Here is an 18,498-nt window from a genome sequence, read left to right as displayed (position 1 = left end):
ATGAGCACCCCCACCCCGGAGGTCGCCGACCCGGACCGGTACGCGCCGGAGTTCGAGGTGCGCATCGAGGGCCTGGAGATGGACCCCACCACCAAGAACGACATCATCGACATCAAGGTCAACCGCGATATCGACGAGATGTCCGGCTTCGACCTCACCCTCAACAACTGGGACGACGCCAACCTGCGGTTCAAGCACAGCGACTCACGTGACTTCCGGCTCGGCGGCCGGGTCTCGGTCCGCCTCGGCTACGCCGACAAACTGCTCACCGTCGCCACCGGCACCATCAGCACCCTCGCCCCCAAGTTCTCCGACAGCTCCTCACCGACCGTCTCGGTCAGCGGGGTCGACGGGATGCTGCGGCTGAAGGACCGCAAGCCCGCCGAGAACGAGGTCAAGATCTACCGCGATATGCCCGACTGGCGGATCGCCGAGGAGATCGCCCGCCGCAACAAGCTGCGGATCGAGGTCACCCGCGAGGGCCCCACCCATGACGTGGTGGTGCAGAAGAACCAGGACGACGCCTCCTTCCTGATGGAGCGCGCCAAACGGCTGGACTACGACTGCTACGTCCTGCCCGACCCGGCCTCCGGCGAGGACACCCTCTACTTCATCCGCCCCACCGACGGCCGCGACGGCCGCCCCATCCGGGTCTACCGGCTCGCCTACGCGCCGGGACTGACCACCGGCCCCACCAACCAGCCCGAGGGGCTGATCCCCAACCTGCTCGACTTCACCCCGACCCTGACCGTCTCCCAGCAGGTCAGCAAGGTCACCGTGCGGGGCTGGGACCCCCGTACCAAACAGCCCATCGCCTTCACCGCCACCGCCGAGAACCTCCCCGCCGGACAGAACGCGGCCGACGGACAGAGCGGCCCCCAGGTCGCCGAGAGCACCCTCGGCGGGCGCCAGGAGGTCCTCGTGGACGCGCCCGTCACCAGCGATCAGGAGGCCCGGGAGCTGGCCATCAGCCTGCTGCGGGAGCGGGCGTACGAGTTCATCACCGCCACCGGACGCGTCGCGGGCCTGCCCGAACTGAGGCCCGGCGACAACCTGGAGATCTACGGCCTCGGCCGCCGCTTCTCCGGCTCCTACTTCGTCAAACGCGTCGAGCACACCCTCAACACCAGCGGATTCTTCACCCAGTTCACCGGACGCCGGATCCACCAGGGGGACCAGTGACCACCAGGACCACCCCGCGCGCCCGCAGCACCGACCAGCGGTACTACGGCGTCGTCGAGGCCCTCGTCGTCGAGAACGAGGGCGATGACGAGGGCCGGGTCAAACTGAGCTTCCCGTGGTTCGACCAGACCACGGTCACCGACTGGATCCGGGTCAGCCAGCTCTACGCGGGCAACGGCTACGGCTCCCTGTTCGTCCCGGAGAAGGGCGACGAGGTCGTCGTCGCCTTCGTCCACGGCGACATGCGCTTCCCCGTCGTCCTCGGCGGCCTCTACAACGGCAAGGACAAACCGCCCACCGCCCGGACCGACGGCCGGGACCAGAAGACGATCCGCACCAAACACGGCCATGAGGTGCTGCTGGACGACACCTCCTCGAAGGCCGCCGTGAAGATCACCTCCGCCGCCGGGCACACCGTCGAACTGGACGACCAGGGCAAGGCCATCCGGATCACCGCCGCCCAGGGCGGCACCGTCACCGTCACCGCCGACGGCGACATCACCCTCAAGGCCCCCAAGGTGACCGTCGAGTCCTCCAGCATCGACCTCGGCGGCGGCGCCACCGAGCCCCTCGTGCTCGGCAACGCGCTGCTGACCGCCTTCAACGCGCACACCCATCCCACCCCGGCCGGGCCCTCAGGACCGCCCGCGCCGCCCCTGACGGCGGCCGTCCTGGCGACGAAGGCGCGGACGGCATGAGTACCGGCGAGGAGTTCCTGGGCACCGGCTGGCGCTTCCCGATCCTGCCCGACGAGGCCGGGCGGCTCGGCTACGCCGTCGGCGAGGAGAGCATCGAACACTGTCTGCGGGCCCTGCTGCTGACCGGGGTCGGCGAACGCGTGATGCGGCCCGACCTCGGCACCCGCGCCCGCGACGCCGTCTTCGCGCCCGGCAGCGTCCAGGCCCTGCGCGATCTGGAACGCTCCCTGGCCGAGGCGATCCGCGACCACGAACCGAGGGTGGCGCTGGACGAGGTGCGGGCCGAGGCCGACCCGGCGGATCAGACCCGGATCACCGTCTCCGTCGTCTACCGGATCCGGCGCAGCAACACCAAGGCCAATCTGGTCTTCCCGTTCTACACCGGCCTCATGGGGAGCACCCCATGAGCCTGCCCACGCCCCGGCTGGACGATCTGACCTGGGACGAGATGATGGCGGCGATCCGCCGCCGCATCCCCGCCGAGTCCGGCGGCACCTGGACCCTGCACGCGCCCGTCGACCCCGGCGTCACCCTGCTCGAACTCTTCGCGCACCTGCTGGAACAGCGGCTGTACTGGCTCGACCAGATGCCCGACGCGCTGGTCGTCGCCATTCTGCGGCTGCTCGGGATGGACCCGCCCCGCACCGCGCGCGCCGCCGCCACTGTGCTCCAGCTCGCCGCCGAGGCCCCCGGTGTCCCCGTGCCCGTGGTGCCCGCCGGGACGGTGCTGACCCGTGACCCGGCCGCGCTGGTGCGCTTCTCCCTCGACGACGACGTCCCCGTCTTCCCGCTCACCCCGGGCGGCGAGGCGACCGTGTGGACCGACCGCGACCGTACCGCCGACCTGCGCGCCGGACGCGGGGTGGCGCTGCTCGGCGCCGACGGCGGCCCGGCCGGCGCCCGGTTCACGCTGCCCCTGGACGGCGCGCTCTCCGCGCCCGGACCGCTCACCCTCCTGGTGGAGCTGGACGCGCCCGCCGCCACACCGCCGTCCTGGCTGCCCGGCGCCGTACCGGACGTCCCCCCGCCCGCCGAGCTGACCTGGTCCTGGTTCCGCCCCGATGCCGACGCCGGTACCGGCACCGGCGCCGGGGCGTTCGAGCGGGTCGAGGACGGCACCGGCGGGCTGCGGCGCTCCGGCGTGGTGCGGCTCCATCCGCCGCCGGAGTGGACCAGCGCCGACCGGGGCGTCCTGCTCACCACCCCGGCCGCCACCTTCGCCGCCCCGCCCCGGCTGCTGCGGCTCGCCGTCAACACCGGTGTCGCCCGCCACCGCGAACGGCGCACGGCCACCGGGGCGGAACTCGCCGACCAGATCGCCGCCTGGCTCAAACTGCCCGGCCAGCACCTCGTGCTGCCCGACGCCCCCGGCGCGCTGCTCACCGCCGCGCTCCAGCTCGCGGGCGAGAGCTGGCACGCCGTCCCCGACTTCACCTTCGGCGCCCCCGCCGACCGGATCCACCGCGTCGACCGCGCCGAGGGCGCCCTGGTCTTCGGCGACGGACTCACCGGCCGTATCCCCCACCCCGGGGCCGAGGTGTCCGTCGCGTACGAGATCGGCGGCGGCCGCTCCGGCAACGGCGGGCTCACCGGGAACTGGATCCCCGCCGACCCCACCGCGAGCACCCTCGGCGCGCTCGGCGCCGCCAACCTGGTCCAGGCGGCGGGCGGCGAGGACCCCGAGACCATCGACGACGCGCGCCGCCGGGCCGCCGGGGCCCTCGGCGAGGTCACCCGGGCCGTGACCGCCGACGACTACGCCGTCCTCGCCCGCACCACCCCGGGGGTCGCCGTCGCCCGGGTCCACACCGCCCTCGGCGCCCACCCCGGCTTCCCGTGCGCCCTCGTGCCCGGCGCGGTCACCGTCCATCTGGTGCCCTCCGTGCCCCGGGACCCCGCCGCCCTCGCCGACGGCACCGCCGCCCCCCGCCCCGACCCCGGCACGCTGTGCGCGGTCGCCCGGCGGCTGGAGGAGGCCCGGCTGCTCACCGCCGAGGTGTTCGTCCGGGGACCCGACTACCGGGAGGTCGCCCTGCGGGTCGACCTGGCGGGCAGCCCCGCCGACCGGGCCCGGGTGACCACCACCGTCACCACCGCCCTGCGCCGCTATCTGGACCCGCTGACCGGCGGCGACACCGGCGAGGGCTGGCCGTTCGGCGAACCGCTGCGGCCGTCCGCCCTGGTGCGCGCCGCCCAGCGGGCCCTCGGAGACCTCGCTGACGTGAGTGCCGTCGCCGTGGGCCTCGACGGTGAGCCGCCCGCCGAGGACTGCCGTGACGTGCCGCTCGGCGGCGCCCGGCTCCCGGCGCTGCGCACGGTCCACACCCGGGTCGTGCCCGCCGTCACCCCCGGGGAGGGACTGACATGAACGGCCCCATCTGGTGGGAGCGCGACGCCCGTGACGAGGGGCGGCTGACACCCGGCCCCGGGCCGACCGGAGTCCAGCCGGAGCTGACCGACGCCACCCGTGAGGCGGTCCGTTCCGACGTACGGTCCCGGATCGCCGGATACACCCCGGACTGGACCAACCCGGACCGCCAGGACGCCGGGGTCGCCCTCGTACGGCTCTTCGGCACCCAGACCGAACCCGTCCTCACCCGGGTCAACCGGCTGCCCGAGAAGATCCTCGCCGAACACCTCACCATGGCCGGGGTGCGGCGGCTGCCCGCCTCCTCCGCCGCCGTGCTGCTGGAGTTCACCGTCGCCCCGCCCGACGGCGCCTCGGTCCTGGTCCCGGCCGGGTTCCAGGCCGCCGCGTCCACCCCCGGCGGACAGGTGATCTACGAGACCGACGCCGATCTGTACGCCACGCCCGCCACCCTCGGCGCGCTCGCCGTCGAGGAGGCCGGCACCCTCCAGCCGCTGCCGCTGGGACCGACCGGACCCGGCCGCCCCTTCCCGCCGTTCGGCCGCGACCCCGAGCCCGGCAACGCCCTGTGGATCGCCCTCGCCGGGACCGCCGCGCCCTACCCCCAGCTCGCGCTGGGGTTCGTGGTCACCGCGGCCCCGCCCGCCCCGGCGGGCGCGGGCGGCACCCCGCCGCTGCCAGGACCGCCCGCGCCGCTGCTGCGCTGGGATGTGCTGGACGGCGGCGGGTTCGCCCCCGCCGAGGTGGTACGGGACGGTACGGACGGGCTGCGCGCCAGCGGCACCGTCGAGCTGCGCGTCCCCCGCTCCTGGGCCCCGGGCACCCCGCCGGGACAGCGGCCGGGACCGCCACTGCGCTGGCTGCGGCTGCGTATCGCGCACGGCTCCTTCAGCGGGGAGCCCCCGGTCCTGGCCGGGCTGCGGCTGAACACGGTCGCCGCCACCGCCGCGCGCACCGTCCGCGACGAACCGCTCCAGCCGGTGCAGGGGCCGCCCACCGGCGGCGGACGGCGGATGATGCTCAGCCAGGTGCCCATCCTCAGCGGTTCCGTGGTGATCGAGGTCGACGACGACCCGGGCGGCGATGTCTTCGGCACCACCACGGGCACCGCCCGCCGCTGGTACGAGGTGGAGAGCCTCGCCGCCTACGGCCCCGACGACCGCGTCTTCACCGTCGACCACGACTCCGGCGAGATCACCTTCGGCGACGGGCTCCACGGCGCCGCCGTCCCGCCCGGCTTCCGCAATGTCCGCGCGGTGCGCTACCGCGTCGGCGGCGGCAGCGCCGGAGCCGTGCGCGCCGGGGCCGTCAACGGTGTCGTCACCGCCCAGCCCTATGTCAACGGCGTCACCAACCCGTTCCCCGCCTCCGGCGGCACCGACACCGAACCCGGCGAGGACGCCATGCGGCGCGGCGTCGGCGAGCTGAGGGCCCGTGGCCGCGCGGTCGCCCCCGCCGACTACGGGCTGCTCGCCCTGCGCACCCCCGGAGCCTCCATCGCCCGCGCGGAAGGCGTGCCCGGACTCCACCCCGGCTTCCCCGGGGTCCCGATCCCCGGTGTCGTCGGGGTGCTCGTGGTGCCGCCCGCCCAGGAGGGGGCCGGGCCGCCCGTGCCCACCGCCGCGACCCTGAGGGCCGTCGCCGACCACCTCAGCCGGGACGCCGCACCGGCCGGGGTGACCGTGGTGGCCGCCCCCGTCACGTACCACCGCGTCGCCGTCGAGGCGCGCGTCACCCTCGACCCCGACCAGGACCGGGCCGCCGTCCTCGCCCGCGCGGGCGACGCCGTGACGGGGTATCTGGACCCGCTGACCGGCGGCGAGAACCGCGCGGGCTGGCCCTTCGGCGGCGCGCTGCGCCACACCCCGCTGGTGCGGCGGCTGCTGGCCGTCGACGGCGTCCACGCGGTCTCCCGGCTCTCGCTGGTCGTCGACGGGGTGCGGCTGCCGCCCTGCGCCGACCACGCCCTGGCGCCGCACTCCCTGATCTGGCCGGAGCGTCCGCTGCTGATCCCCGTAGGAGACCGGCCATGAGCTGTAGCCCGCACCCCGCGACCTTCCGGCTGCTCGACGCGTACGTCGGCTGGGACCCGGAGCCCACCGGGACCGGAGTGGTCGGCGTCACCGGACTCGACGACCCCGACGGGCTGCGGCTCGCCCGCCGGGGCGGGACACCCGACGGGCCCAGCCGGGCCGATCTGCTGCCCTGGTTCCCGGACCGGCGGCTGGCGCCCGGCTGCCGGTCCTGCTCCTGGTATCTGCTCACGCCCGGCGCGCCCTGGCTGCGGCGCCGTGACTCCTGCGGCGACTGGACGCCCCTGTGGCCCGCGTGGTGCCTGCCGGAGGATCCGCGCGGCCCCTACTCGGTCGCCGCGCGCGGCCACCGGCTGGCGGTCGTGGCGCGCGGCCGGGTCCTCGTCTGGCGCAACGAGGGGGAGCACCTCGCCGGAGTGATCACCGTACGCCGCCCCCGCTGGGCCGCCCTCGCACCCGGGGACACGCTCCTGGTGGCAACGGCGGGCACCACCGTGCTGCGCCGGTACACCACCGCCGGACGGTTCCTCGGGCTGGTCCGCACGGGCGCGCCCGGCGAGGTGACCGGTCTGCGCACCGGACCCGGGCACACCGTCTGGCTGCTCACCGACGACGACGGAGTCCTGCGGATCCACCGGGGTACCGGCCGGGAGTTCGCGGAGGTCACCTTCGCCGAGCTGCGCGCCGCGCTCGCGCCGAGCGGACTGGTCGCGGCCGGTGACGACGGCTTCTGCCTGCGGGAGGACGGCCCGGAGGGGGAGCTGACCCGCTGCTTCGACTGGGGCGGAGCGCCCCGGGAGTCCATGCCGTCCAGCGCCGACGAGCGGTTCCCCGAGGGGCGGGTGCTCACCCGGCTGATCGACAGCGGTATCTCCCGCTGCCGCTGGCACCGGGTCCGGGTCGACGCCGACCTCCCGCCCGGCACGACCCTGTCCGTCGCCGTCGTGGTGAGCGAGGACGGCCACTACGCGCCCACGGACTGGCAGCACGGCGCCGCCTCGGCCACCGACTTCCTGATCGACCAGCCGCCGGGCCGCTTTCTGCGGCTGCGGCTCACCCTGACCGGCGACGGCGCGGCCACCCCCGTCGTCCGCCGGATCCGGCTCGACTTCCCCCGGGTCACCAGCGCCGACCTGTTGCCGCCCGCCTTCCGGCAGGACCCGGTGGCGGATGACTTCACCGAGCGGTTCCTCTCGCTCTTCGACGCCTCGCTGGCCGATCTCGACCGGGTGATCGAGCGCTATCCGGCGCTGCTGGACCCGGCGGGGGTGCCCGACCGGGTGCTGCCGTGGCTCGCGGGACTGCTGGGGCTCTCCTTCGAGGCGGGCTGGTCCGCCGCCACCCGGCGCGAACTGATCGCCACGGCGCCCGCGCTCTACCGGCGCCGGGGCACGCCCTGGGCGCTGCGCGAGGCGGTGCGGATCGTGTTCGGTACCGAGCCGGTCGTGGACGAGCTGCCCGCCGACCGCCGCTGGGCGCATCTGCGGCCGGCCGCCGGGGCGCCGGAGCGCGCGGGCAGGCCCGAAGGGCTCGGTTCCGTACGACTGTTCGGGCGCTCCTCCACCCGGTTCCGGCTCGATGGGTCGGCCCTGGGCGCGGCGCCGCTGCGCGCCTTCGGCGACCCCGGCGCCGATCCGCTCACCGCGCACGCCCACCGGTTCCGGGTGCTGCTGCCCGCCGGGGCGGCGGACGAGGGCGCGCTACGGCGGCTGGTGAGCCGTCAGGCGCCCGCGCACACGGTCGGATCGGTCCGCACCGGGGGAGCGGGGTTCGTGGTCGGTTCGCGGTCCACGGTCGGCGTGGACACCGCGTTCGTCCCGCTGCCGCCGCCGGTGCTCGGCGGTGGACACGGGCTCCGGCTCGGCCGGGACGCGGTCCTGCGGCCGGGGCGGCGGGGAGCGCGCCGGGGAGTGAGCGTGGGTGCCCTCTCCGCTGTCGGGGTGCACACACAGGTGTCGTGAGAGGACGGGGCGATGAGCGAGTCAGAGACCGAACGGACCGGAGGGTTCGAGGTGCCGCCGCTGCGCAGGCTGCGGTACTTCCATGGCCAGATGCTGGGGGCCAGGGACTTCCAGCGCGAACAGGACTATCTGCGCGAGAAGCTGAAACTGCGGCTGCGCGGTCTGCTCGGATACGGAGTGGTCTGCGGGCTGTGGGTGGCGCCGGGGCCCCGGCACGACGACTGTGACGACGGAGCGGACAGCGCGGCCGGTACGGACGGTACGGACGTCGCTGACGCCGCCTCCGTCACCGCCGCCGACCCGTCCGACCCGTCCGATCCGTCCGACCTGTCGGACGGGGCCGGGGCGGAGTCCGCCGAGGAGCCCCGCCCCGACCACAGCGGCGGCGGTGACGACGACCCCGAGCGCTCCCGCCGCAGGCCCACCGTCGTCATCGCCCCCGGTCTCGCCGTCGACTGCGACGGCAACGAGGTCGTGGTCCGGGACCGGCGCGTGGTCGACCTGTGGAAGGCCCTGCCGCCCGAGGAGCGCGACACCGACACCGTCTGGGTGGGGATCGAGTACGCCGAACGGCCCGTCGAGCCCACCCGCGCCGTCTACAACGACGGCTGCGCCGACGCCTCCGACTGCGAGTACGGCTGGACCGAGGAGTGTTACACGGTCCGGGTCACCGGCTGTGAACCGCCCGAGGACCGGCGCTGTGACAGCCGCTGCTCCCGCTGCCACCACCGGGTCCTGTGGCTGGCCCGGATCGATGACGTCCGCTGGACCCGGCCGCTGCGGCCCGGCCAGATCCATATGAACATCAGGCGCCCCTTCGGCCCTTACGTTCCCACCGTCATCACCGGCATCAGCTGGATCCACGGCCATACGTACACCATCGACGAGGCCAAGCAGGTGCTGGGCACCACCCCCGGCGACGGCGGCTTCACCGTCCGCTTCTCCGACGACGTACGCGTGGACACGCTGCTGCCCGGCGTGGTCGAACTCCAGGTCATCGAGGGCGGCGCCGGGCGCAACGCGGGCACCTGGTACATGGGCGGCGAGTTCACCGAACCCGACCCCGCGGGCGGTGGAGAGGGCGGCGCCGGCGCCGCCGGGGCGACCGAGGACGACGGGCACGAGTTCACCCGTCATCTGCGCTACCGCCAGAACACCCGCGAGACCCTCCAGGACGGCGACCGGGTCCTCATCACCGTCCGCACCGCCTTCCTCCTCGACCGCTGCTGCCGCCCGGTCGACGGCGCCCATGTCGGCGGACGCGTCCCCCTCATCGAGGACTGCGGGCACCCCGAGACCGCCGAGGCCGCGGCGCGGACCCGGGGCGGGTGCGACCTGCCGCCCTCCCGGGTCGGACCGTGGACGTCCGGTTCGGGCGCGGGCGGCGACGTGTTCGAAAGCTGGTTCTTCGTGAAGGAGCGCTGATCATGTCCACAGGATGCGGATGCGGCTGCGGGGGCGCCTCGACCCGGCCCCCCGCCTTCGTCCGGCCCCGCTTCTTCGCGGGCCAGCTGCTCACCGAGGACGACCTCGGCCTGCTGGTCGACTATCTGGCGGGCAAGAACCGGCTGTACAACCGGTCCCTGCACGGGCCCGGCGTCATCCGGGGCCTGGAGGTCGCCTGCGACCCCTGCGGCGGCGGGACGGTCACCGTCCGCCCCGGCCACGCCCTCGACTGCGCGGGCAACGACATCGTCGTCCCCTGCCCCGAACGCGTCGACGTCGCCGCCCTCGTGCGCGACCAGCGCGTCGCCGCCCTCGGCACCGACTGCGGCGAACCCTGCGAGAAGAACGGCCCCCGCCGCTACGGCCTGGTCATCCGGTACGAGGAACGCGCCGTCGACCCCGTCGCCCCCTACGCCACCGAGGAACCCTGCGCCACCCCCGGCTGTGTCCCCTCCCGGCTCCAGGAGAGCTTCCGCTTCCTGATCCGCGAAGGCGACCTGGGCGACCACGGGCACAACCCGGGCAGCACCCTGCTCGGCATCATCGGCGACCCGGCCAAGGCCGACCAGGTCCGCTCCCGCGACCGCCGGCTCGGCCTGCTGCTCGACCCCCTGCACACCACCGTGCTCGCCCCCGGCCGCCCCTTCCGCTTCGACGCCGCCGACGCCCAGCGCTACGCCACCAGCCTGGCCTGGCTCCGCGACAACGCCACGGGCACCGGCACCCCGCCGGGACCCGTCGCCCGAGCCATGACCGAACATGTCCGCGCGCTCGCGGCCGCCATCGCCCGGTACGACACCTACGACCCGGCCGGACAGACCCAACTCGCCCGGGACTACCCCGATCTCGCCACCCTCCCGGAAGCCCGGCAGCTCCTCGGCACCGCCTGTACCCGCCTCGCGGGCACCGACACCGACTCCGTCTGGCCCCAGCTCCTGCACCGCGCCCTCGCCCGCGCCGTCGTCACCGAGACCCCGGCCCGGCTCCTCGACGGCCAGGGCGACCGGGAGGCACCGCTGGAACTGCGGCTGCTCGCCCAGGGCACCCCCGTCAGCCACGCCCTGCGCGTCGAACTCCGCGCCGACCTCAACCTGATCCGCGACTGGCTGCTCGCCCGGCTGGAACGCACCACCGGCGTCACCGAGTGCGCCCTGCGCTCCGACATCACCACCATCGACGTCCCGCCGCCGCTGCCCGCGCCCCCGGCCGACAGCACCGAGACCGCCACCCTCGCCGAACTCCGCCATCTCGCCGAGGCCGCGGCCGGCCTCACCACCGCGCTGCGCCGCTTCATCACCACCGCGGCCTGCTCCGCCCTCAGCCCCCCGGCCACCGACTGCGACGACACCGACGTCCTGCTCGCCCAGGTCGAGTTCGAGGACTGCGATGTCGTCCGGGTCTGCTTCGCCACCCGCGAACAGGTGCTGCCCGGCGGCTCCTCGTACGGGGAGTGGCTGCCCAAGCTCTACCCGCTGCGGGAACTGGCCCAGCGGCTCTGCTGCGCCCCCGTACCGCCGTACCAGAAACCCGTCATCCCGGAGAAGGACCCCGTACCCCGCCCGTACACCGCGGGACTGCTCGACGACTGGCCGCGCACCGGGGACCTGGAGAAGATGCTCTCCCTGCTGCTCACCCCCGCGCCCGGCGAGACCCCGCCCAAGGCCCTCCACGAGCAGGTGTACACCACCCCGAGCGAGGTCTCCGACAGCATCCTGGAACTGGCCGCGCTGCGCACCCGCGTGGCCGACCTCAGCCACGCCCTGGAAGGGCTGCGGGCCCAGCTCGGCGACGCGCGGGACGCGGTCAGCCAGGTCCGCGGTGAACTGCCCGAACGGCTCGGTTCACGGCTGGAGGAGCTGGAGGAGGCGTCCACCGAACCCGCCGGGCCCGCCGAACCGGCCGACCCCCCGCCCGCGCCACCCGTCAAGCGCACCCGCTCCAGCAGGCCCCCGAAGAGCGGTGAGGGCTCGTGAGCGCACCCCTGCGACCCGCCTTCCACGAGGGGCAGGTCCTCTCCGCCGCCGATCTCTCCGCCACCGTCGCCTACGCCCGCGACAGCGCGGCCCGCCACGCCCGACTGCTCCACGCGTGGGGGATCGTCGAGGGGCTCGCCCTGACCACCGAGTCCCGCACCGACCCCACGACCAACGACCGTTACGCCGAGGTCAGCGTCGCACCGGGCTGCGCCGTCGACGGCAACGGCCGCGAGGTCCTCGTGGACACCCCGGCTATCCTGCGCGAGAGCGACTTCGAGGAGGTCAACGGCGCCGACCAGGCCACCGACGAGCCGTATCCCGTCTTCCTCACCGCCGCCGACCGCCGCCCCGACCCTCGTACGGCCACGGACTCCTGCGGCACTTCCGGCACTCCCGGTACCCGGGTGGAGGAGTCGTACCAGATCCTCTTCGGCCGGCTCGGCGACGAACGCCTCGTCGCCGACCAGCGCCCGCCCGACGTCGGCGCGCCCCTCACCGAACCCCCGGCCCGCTGGCTCATCCTCCTCGGCTACGTCCGCTGGAGCGAGGGCCGCTTCACCGGGGTGGAGACCCAGGCCCGGCAGGTCGGACCGCGCTACGCCGGAGTGCGGGCCGACACCGTCGCCGCGCGCTCGGGCACCCTGACCCTGCGTACCGGCCCGCTGCCCGAGGAGGGCGCTCCCGCGCTGGTCCTCACCGGCGGGGACCCACCCGGTCTGGTCTTCGGGCTCTACCAGGGCGGCGGCACCGTCGCCCCGCTGATGACGGTCGCCGCCAACGGCAACCTCTCCATCGCGGGCAGCTTCAGCGGCCGGATGTCGGTGGGCAGCACCCTCGTGGTCTCCGGCAGCGCCACCGACGGCATGCTGCTGCCGCTGCCCTCCGGCGTCACCCGGGAACAGATCGCGGACGGCCGGGTCGTCCTCCACACCCATCTCACCCCACGGGTGCCACCGCTGCCGAACCGGACCACGCTCGCCAGCCCGGTGGAGGCCACCGTCGACGCCGACCGCCGGGTCCGCTGCCGGATCCGTCTGCACGACACCAAGGCGAACACGGTCGTGGAGCGGACCGGGGCGGTGGACTTCCTGGTCCTGGCCACGGTCGCGGCGCCGAAGGGTGGTGCCTGACCATGTCCCGGTCCACCATGCGTGCCGTTGACACCGGCCCGGTGCCGAAGGGTGGGCGGTGCCTGACCATGTCCCGGTCCACCATGCGTGCCACCGACACCAGCCCCGTGCCGAAGGGCGGTGCCTGACCATGCCCCTGACCGCCGTCTACCACGCCGTCACCGGCCATGTGCTGGGCGCGCTCGCCCTCACCGGCGCAGACACCCCCACCGGGGTGGGCGCCGTCGTCGGCGACGCCCTGCCGCTGCGGGTACCGCTCGACAAGGACGACGCCCTCGTCACCCTGCCGCTGGCCGCCCGCGACCTCGCCGTCCTCGCCGCGGACGACGAACCCGCCGCGCTCGACCGGCCGCTGGACTTCGGCGTCGTCAAGGGCCCCGAAGCGGACGCCGTGCCCAAACCGACCCTGCTCAGGCTCGCCGACTGGAGCGACGGGATCACCCTGGGCACCACCGGTGTCACCATCAAGCTCCCGGTCGCCACCAACCGCGTCACCCAGGTCGTCGCCGTGGTCTCCGACGGCGAGGGCACCCATGTCCTCACCGGGTCGCTGGTGGCCCAGCAGACCGAGGTCACCCTGCCCCTCACCCTGACCAGCAACGCCGTCCACGGTGTCCTCGTCCTCGCCGCGGGCTGGGCGGGACGCCTCCAGCAGGAGACCGTGACGTGATCCCGCCCGATGCCCGGACCACCGGCGAGATCACCGTGCACCACTGCACGGTGACGGTGGTCCGGCGCGGCGGTTGGAGCTGGGGCCCGGAGCCCAAGGCCCTGGTCCAGCGGGTCGTCGACGCCCTGCCGGAGCTGCTGGAGGAGCACTTCGCACGGGTGCTGCACGGCGACGGCCCCGATGTGGAGATCACCGGACCGGTCACGCTGACGGTCCGCCCCGGCGGTTCCGGCGGCTACGAGACCCGGATCGACACCCTCCCCGATGACACCGGCGCGCCGTCCACCGACGACCCGGCCCAAGCCCCCGCGCCCCCCTTCGCCGACTCCCTCGCCGACTCCTTCGCCCTGACCTCCGCCCCCGCACCGCCGCCCACACCCACCGAGCTGCTCACCGAACTCGCCGCGCGCGGTGAACGCGACGCCGTCCTGGCCCTGCTGCCCCCCGACACACTGCGCACCCTGCTCGACGCCGTCCTCGGCACCGATCCCGTCGCCGCCGGGGCCCTGCTCGCGGCGCTCGCCCGCCCGCCGGACCCGGCCGCGTCTCCCGCGTCTCCCGCGTCTCCCACGCCCCCCGCTTCCCCCGCGTACACCCTTCTCACCCACGCCCTCCCGCCCGAACTGAGCGCCCGGCTGGCCGCCGCGCTCACCGACGAGGACCCCGCCGCCCTGGCCGCGCTGCTGACCACCTACATCACCCGGACCGACCCGCCCACCGTCACCGCCCTGGCCGACACCCTCACCGGCCCGGCCGCCACCGGCACCCCGGCTCGCGGCCCCGCCGTCTCCGTACCCCGGACCACCAGCACTCCCCGTACGGCCACCGGCCGACCAGAGGCGCTGGTCAGCGCCCCGCGCGCCACCGGAGAGACGGAGATCTGGTCCGCGCTGCCGTTCCTGCTCACCGGGCCGCTCGCGCGCATCGGCTACCTCGACGCCCTCGGCCCCACGCTGGCCGCCGCCGAGATCGCCGAGGACGCACCCCTGTTCGCGGCCGCCCTGGCCTACAAGGTGCTCGGCACCACCGCACGCGGCTGGCGGCGGGCCGAGCGCGACACAGCGGCCGCCGCCGCCTTCGCCGGACTCGACCCACCCGTGCCCGAGGACGGGCTCGTGACCCTGGCCCGACTCGCCCGGCCCGTGGTGCCCGTGCTCGACGCCGTCCTCGCGCTCGCGGTCGGCCGGGGCCATGACCCCGCCGAACCCCTGCTGCTCACCGGCGCCGGCGCCGATGACGGGCTGCTCCTCCTCGACGCCCAAGGCGTCTTCCCGCTCGCCTGGACCGACACCACACCGGCGCTGCTGCCGCACTGGCGCGCCTGCGGACGGCCCCCCGTCCTCATCCCCGACGGCCCGCTCCCCGCCCACTGCCTCCGCGAACTGGCCGCCGCCGGAGTCCCCTTCCTCACCGCCGTCCGGCCCCTGCGCGGCGACCCGGTGACCCGGCTGCCCGGCCGTACCCCGCTGTGGACCGGCACGGCGGCCCCCTGCGCCCCCCGCCTCGCCGCCACCCTCCCGGACCACACCACCCGCCTCACCGAACTCGTCCGCGCCCTGATCACCGAGCGCCGCGCGGTCCCTCTCGCCCCGGACCCCGCCCTGGAACGCACCGTCACCCTGGCCGCCACCCTGGCCCTGAGCACCCTCGCCTGGAACCTCTGGCGCCATCGCGAACCCACCGACCCCCTGCTCGCCCTCACCCGCCTCGCCGACCTCGACGCCACCGTCCGCACCACCCCCACCGAGGTCCGCGTCCGGGTCCCCCTCGGCCGCCGCCACGCCGACCTGCTCCGCGCCGGACTGCTCACGGACGTCCCCGACGTGCCCTGGCTGCACGGGCGGACCCTGACGTTCACGGGAGGCTGAGCACCATGTCCCCCTCGGCACACGCCGCTTCCGGCCTGGCGGTGGAGCATCTGAGGATCCGGCTCGCCCCGCTCCACCAGGCGCTGCGCGCCGCCGTCGGGCACCAGGCCGAGATCGCCGCCCGGCTCACCCGGCCCGACCTCACGCCGTACTGCGTCACCGACGAACAGGTCGACGTCCTGCTCGCCGAGGCGGACACCCTCGCCGACACCCTGACCCGGCCCGGGCCGCCCCCGCCGCCCGAACCCCCCGCCGAACGGGAACTGCGCCGCCGCGCCGCCGCCGCGGGCATCACCCTGCCCCTGGACGCCCTCGCCACCCGCTACGGCCTCACCCGCCACGACCAGGACGCCCTCCTCCTCGTCGCCGCCCCCGAACTCGACCGGGGCTACGAACGGATCTACGCCTACATCGTCGACAACCTCAACCGACGGCTGCCCAGCGTCGAACTCCTCCTCACCATCGGCGCCCCCCGCTCCGCCGAACGGCTCGCCCGCCGCCGCGCCCTCGGGCCCGCCGCACCCCTGCGCCGCTACGGACTGCTGCGCGCCCACGGCCACGCCCCGGTCGAACTCGCGCAGGAACTCGTCCTGGGCCCCGGGCTCCTCGGCCACCTCCTGGGCTGGGGCGGCGATGTGGGACTCCTCGGCCATGACCCCGGCGAGGTCGAGCCGCCCGGCCCCCCGGTGCTCTCCCCATCCCTCGCCGACGAACGGCTGCTGCGGCTCGGCCGCGCCCTCGCGGACGGTGACATCGACCTCGCCGGACTCTGGGGCACTCCGCCCGACGGGCAGCTCGACACCGTGCTCGCCCTGGCCCACGCGGCGGACCGCCCCCTGCGCCGGCTGACCCGGGACGCCGAGGACGACACCCGTACCGCCGCCGTACTCGGGGCGCTGCTGTGGATCCCCGCCGACGATCTGCGCGGCGAGGCCACGCGCCCCTTCGCGGAGACCGTCACCGAGGTGCTCTCCCGCACCCGGGTCCCCGTCTGTCTGACCGGGCTGACGCCGTGGCGTCCCCGGGAACTGCTCGCCGCCCGCGCCTACGCCGAACTCACCCTCCCCGCACCCGGCCTGAGCGACCGGCGCGCCATGTGGTCGGCCGCCCTCCCCGGCCTCGACGGTCCCCGCCTGGACGACCTCGCCACCCGCTACCGGATGAGCGGCGGCGAACTGCGGGCCGTGGCCTCCGTCGCGGGCGCCGGGGCACGGATCGCGGGCGACGGACGGCCCGACCCCGTCGCCGACCACGTCGAACCCGCCATCGCCACCGTCACCCGGGGCCGTGGCGGCAGTGCCGTCCAGGCCATCGCGCCCCGGCGCACCATCGAGGACCTGGTGCTCCCCGAGGCCCAGACCCACCAGATCCTGGAGGTCGCCTCCGCCTTCCGCGCCTGGCCCCGGATCGCCGAGAGCTGGGGGTTCGCCCGGCGCTCCGCCCATGGCGGCGTCAAGGCCCTGTTCACCGGTGAGCCGGGGACGGGCAAGACCCTCTCCGCGGAGATCGTGACCGGCATGCTCGGCCTGGAACTGCTCAAGGTCGACCTCGCCCAGGTCGTCTCCAAGTGGGTGGGGGAGACCGAGAAGAACATGGAGGTGGCCTTCCGGCAGGCCGAGGAGAGTCATGCCGTGCTCCTCTTCGACGAGGCCGACGCCCTCTTCGGCAAGCGCGGCGAGGTCAAGCACGGCACCGACCGCTACGCCAACCTGGAGGTCGGCTATCTCCTCCAGCGGCTGGAGGCCAGCGACGGGCTGGTGATCCTCACCAGCAATCTGAAGGACAACATCGACCCGGCCTTCACCCGCCGCTTCCACTTCGTGATCCACTTCCCGCGCCCGGCCGCGCCGGAGCGGCGCCGTCTGTGGCGGCTCGCCTTCCCCCCGGAGGCGCCCCTGGCCGCCGATGTCGACCTCGACGCCCTCGCCCGCCTCGATATGACCGGGGCGGGCATCACCGCCGCCGCCCGCACCGCGGCCCTCGCGGCGGCCGACGCCGACAGCACCGTGATCAGCATGCGCCACGCGGTACGCGGCGTCGCCCGCCAGTTCCAGCGCGAGGCCCGGCTGCTGAGGCCCGCCGAACTCGCCCAGTACGCCGATCTGCTCGCCGACAACGGAACTCCGAGGTGACCCCGATGCTCCCCGTCGACGTACCGCTCTCGTTCGCCCGGTGCCTGTTGCCCGGCTCCCCGGCGATGGCCCATGAGTGCGCCACCGCCACCACCGCCCAGAAGGGCCCCGTCACCGTGACGGCACCCGCGCCCGCGGGCGGGCGGCCCGTGGCGGCGCTTGACCCCCGGCTCATCGTCGCGCAGGACCAGACGGGGAACGCGTCGGTGGCGATGGCGGCGCGCCGCACCCCTCTGAACGCCCTGCCCCTGCTGAAGCCCCCGACACCGGAACGCCCCGCGTAGGGCCGGGGAAGGGCTCTGGCTACCCGTCGATCCGCAGCCTCCCGGCCACCTCGCGCCCCACCGGATACACCCGCTCGGACGGCAACAGCCGCTGGGCCTGGGCGGCATGCCCCGAGCGCACCAGGGCGGCGGCCTTGCGGGCCTGCGCGGTGACATCCGACAGGTCCACCAGCCACTCCTCGTTGAAGCGCTTGATCAGTTCGCGGCTGACGCCGACCTGGATGCTGTAGTGGTTGAGCGCCGCGCCCCGCAGGGAGCGCTCCGGGTCCCACTGCACATGGACGGGGGCCGTGGCCACCGCCGCCGGGTCGGAGGTGGTCAGGACCCCGGCGGCCAGCGCCTCCTCCCACCCCTCGCGGGTGATCCGGACCGCCAGTACCCGCTCCTGGCCCGACTTCTGAGCCCAGTTGCTGCGGTGCATCAACCAGAGGAAGGACGGCTTGATCCAGGTCATCCGGCCGAACGAGAAGGGCGGTACGAAGCGGTTGGCCCGCACGGACGGATCGGCGATGGCGGGCGCGTACGCCTGGTACATGACGATCGTCCGGGAGTCGTACTGAGCGCGTATCTGACGCTGTGGAACCATGTGCCGCACCCTGCCAGCCTGTGACGGCCCGAGGCGAACCGTTTTCTCCCTTACGGCGTGTTGCGGGAGCTTCCGCGCCCGGTCCCACCCCGTACCCGTACCCGTACCCGTACCGCGGCCGGTCCGCGCGGGGAGAGGTGCGCGCCGGGATCGTTCCCCCGTGA

General features: G+C 74.9%; 14 protein-coding genes. 13 read left to right on the top strand and 1 reads right to left on the bottom strand.

Translation table 11 applies throughout. The features are described from left to right. The 13 genes from ACFVIM_RS14480 (at window position 1) to ACFVIM_RS14420 (ending at window position 17,748) form a co-directional block, all read left to right on the top strand. A complete protein-coding gene (locus ACFVIM_RS14480) occupies window positions 1–1,182 on the top strand; it encodes a phage late control D family protein (RefSeq protein WP_384301044.1) in 1,182 nt (393 codons plus the stop codon). Next, on the top strand, window positions 1,179–1,880 hold the full coding sequence (locus ACFVIM_RS14475) for a phage baseplate assembly protein V (protein WP_384301043.1): 702 nt from the start codon (window positions 1,179–1,181) through the stop codon (window positions 1,878–1,880). The genes ACFVIM_RS14480 and ACFVIM_RS14475 overlap by 4 nt, the downstream gene beginning before the upstream one ends. Further along, window positions 1,877–2,287 carry a GPW/gp25 family protein gene (locus tag ACFVIM_RS14470; RefSeq protein WP_384301042.1) on the top strand — a complete coding sequence of 137 codons (411 nt, stop codon included), beginning with the start codon at window positions 1,877–1,879 and terminating at the stop codon, window positions 2,285–2,287. The genes ACFVIM_RS14475 and ACFVIM_RS14470 overlap by 4 nt, the downstream gene beginning before the upstream one ends. After that, on the top strand, window positions 2,284–4,248 hold the full coding sequence (locus tag ACFVIM_RS14465; protein WP_384301041.1) for a putative baseplate assembly protein: 1,965 nt from the start codon (window positions 2,284–2,286) through the stop codon (window positions 4,246–4,248). The genes ACFVIM_RS14470 and ACFVIM_RS14465 overlap by 4 nt, the downstream gene beginning before the upstream one ends. After that, the gene (locus ACFVIM_RS14460; RefSeq protein ID WP_384301040.1) at window positions 4,245–6,281 is read left to right on the top strand and encodes a putative baseplate assembly protein; all 2,037 of its coding nucleotides are present in this window, start codon (window positions 4,245–4,247) and stop codon (window positions 6,279–6,281) included. The genes ACFVIM_RS14465 and ACFVIM_RS14460 overlap by 4 nt, the downstream gene beginning before the upstream one ends. Then, the gene (locus tag ACFVIM_RS14455) at window positions 6,278–8,242 is read left to right on the top strand and encodes a phage tail protein I (RefSeq protein WP_384301039.1); all 1,965 of its coding nucleotides are present in this window, start codon (window positions 6,278–6,280) and stop codon (window positions 8,240–8,242) included. The genes ACFVIM_RS14460 and ACFVIM_RS14455 overlap by 4 nt, the downstream gene beginning before the upstream one ends. A gap of 12 nt (window positions 8,243–8,254) precedes the next feature. Continuing rightward, entirely contained in the window at window positions 8,255–9,667 is a 1,413-nt protein-coding gene (locus ACFVIM_RS14450; RefSeq protein WP_384301038.1) for a hypothetical protein, read from the top strand. A gap of 2 nt (window positions 9,668–9,669) precedes the next feature. After that, on the top strand, window positions 9,670–11,661 hold the full coding sequence (locus tag ACFVIM_RS14445; RefSeq protein ID WP_384301037.1) for a hypothetical protein: 1,992 nt from the start codon (window positions 9,670–9,672) through the stop codon (window positions 11,659–11,661). After that, window positions 11,658–12,794: a hypothetical protein gene (locus ACFVIM_RS14440; RefSeq protein ID WP_384301036.1), complete on the top strand. Its 1,137-nt coding sequence runs from the start codon at window positions 11,658–11,660 to the stop codon at window positions 12,792–12,794. The genes ACFVIM_RS14445 and ACFVIM_RS14440 overlap by 4 nt, the downstream gene beginning before the upstream one ends. A 130-nt stretch (window positions 12,795–12,924) precedes the next feature. Further along, a complete protein-coding gene (locus tag ACFVIM_RS14435; RefSeq protein ID WP_384301035.1) occupies window positions 12,925–13,464 on the top strand; it encodes a hypothetical protein in 540 nt (179 codons plus the stop codon). Next, window positions 13,461–15,332 (top strand): hypothetical protein, encoded by a 1,872-nt coding sequence (locus ACFVIM_RS14430; protein WP_384301034.1) that lies wholly within the window; start codon window positions 13,461–13,463, stop codon window positions 15,330–15,332. Before ACFVIM_RS14435 ends, ACFVIM_RS14430 begins: the two co-directional genes overlap by 4 nt. 5 nt (window positions 15,333–15,337) lie before the next feature. After that, entirely contained in the window at window positions 15,338–17,464 is a 2,127-nt protein-coding gene (locus ACFVIM_RS14425) for an ATP-binding protein (RefSeq protein ID WP_384301033.1), read from the top strand. After that, window positions 17,461–17,748 (top strand): hypothetical protein, encoded by a 288-nt coding sequence (locus tag ACFVIM_RS14420; RefSeq protein ID WP_384301032.1) that lies wholly within the window; start codon window positions 17,461–17,463, stop codon window positions 17,746–17,748. Before ACFVIM_RS14425 ends, ACFVIM_RS14420 begins: the two co-directional genes overlap by 4 nt. Before the next feature lie 19 nt (window positions 17,749–17,767). Here the strand turns inward: ACFVIM_RS14420 and ACFVIM_RS14415 are convergent, their stop codons facing one another. Beyond that, entirely contained in the window at window positions 17,768–18,334 is a 567-nt protein-coding gene (locus ACFVIM_RS14415; RefSeq protein ID WP_384301031.1) for a DUF4291 domain-containing protein, read from the bottom strand. Window positions 18,335–18,498 lie beyond the last annotated feature (164 nt).

The sequence above is a fragment of the Streptomyces sp. NPDC057638 genome, assembly GCF_042800315.1.
Classification (GTDB): domain Bacteria; phylum Actinomycetota; class Actinomycetes; order Streptomycetales; family Streptomycetaceae; genus Streptomyces.
The sequence above is the reverse complement of the archived record's forward strand: the minus strand, read 5'-3'. Positions and strand labels throughout refer to the sequence as shown.

Excerpts from the sequence above, each read along its gene's own strand:
- ACFVIM_RS14480 (WP_384301044.1), top strand. The coding sequence starts at position 1 with ATGAGCACCCCCACCCCGGAGGTCGCCGACCCGGACCGGTACGCGCCG.
- ACFVIM_RS14470 (WP_384301042.1), top strand. The coding sequence starts at position 1,877 with ATGAGTACCGGCGAGGAGTTCCTGGGCACCGGCTGGCGCTTCCCGATC.
- ACFVIM_RS14465 (WP_384301041.1), top strand. The coding sequence starts at position 2,284 with ATGAGCCTGCCCACGCCCCGGCTGGACGATCTGACCTGGGACGAGATG.
- ACFVIM_RS14460 (WP_384301040.1), top strand. The coding sequence starts at position 4,245 with ATGAACGGCCCCATCTGGTGGGAGCGCGACGCCCGTGACGAGGGGCGG.
- ACFVIM_RS14455 (WP_384301039.1), top strand. The coding sequence starts at position 6,278 with ATGAGCTGTAGCCCGCACCCCGCGACCTTCCGGCTGCTCGACGCGTAC.
- ACFVIM_RS14450 (WP_384301038.1), top strand. The coding sequence starts at position 8,255 with ATGAGCGAGTCAGAGACCGAACGGACCGGAGGGTTCGAGGTGCCGCCG.
- ACFVIM_RS14445 (WP_384301037.1), top strand. The coding sequence starts at position 9,670 with ATGTCCACAGGATGCGGATGCGGCTGCGGGGGCGCCTCGACCCGGCCC.
- ACFVIM_RS14435 (WP_384301035.1), top strand. The coding sequence starts at position 12,925 with ATGCCCCTGACCGCCGTCTACCACGCCGTCACCGGCCATGTGCTGGGC.
- ACFVIM_RS14425 (WP_384301033.1), top strand. The coding sequence starts at position 15,338 with ATGTCCCCCTCGGCACACGCCGCTTCCGGCCTGGCGGTGGAGCATCTG.
- ACFVIM_RS14415 (WP_384301031.1), bottom strand. The coding sequence starts at position 18,334 with ATGGTTCCACAGCGTCAGATACGCGCTCAGTACGACTCCCGGACGATC.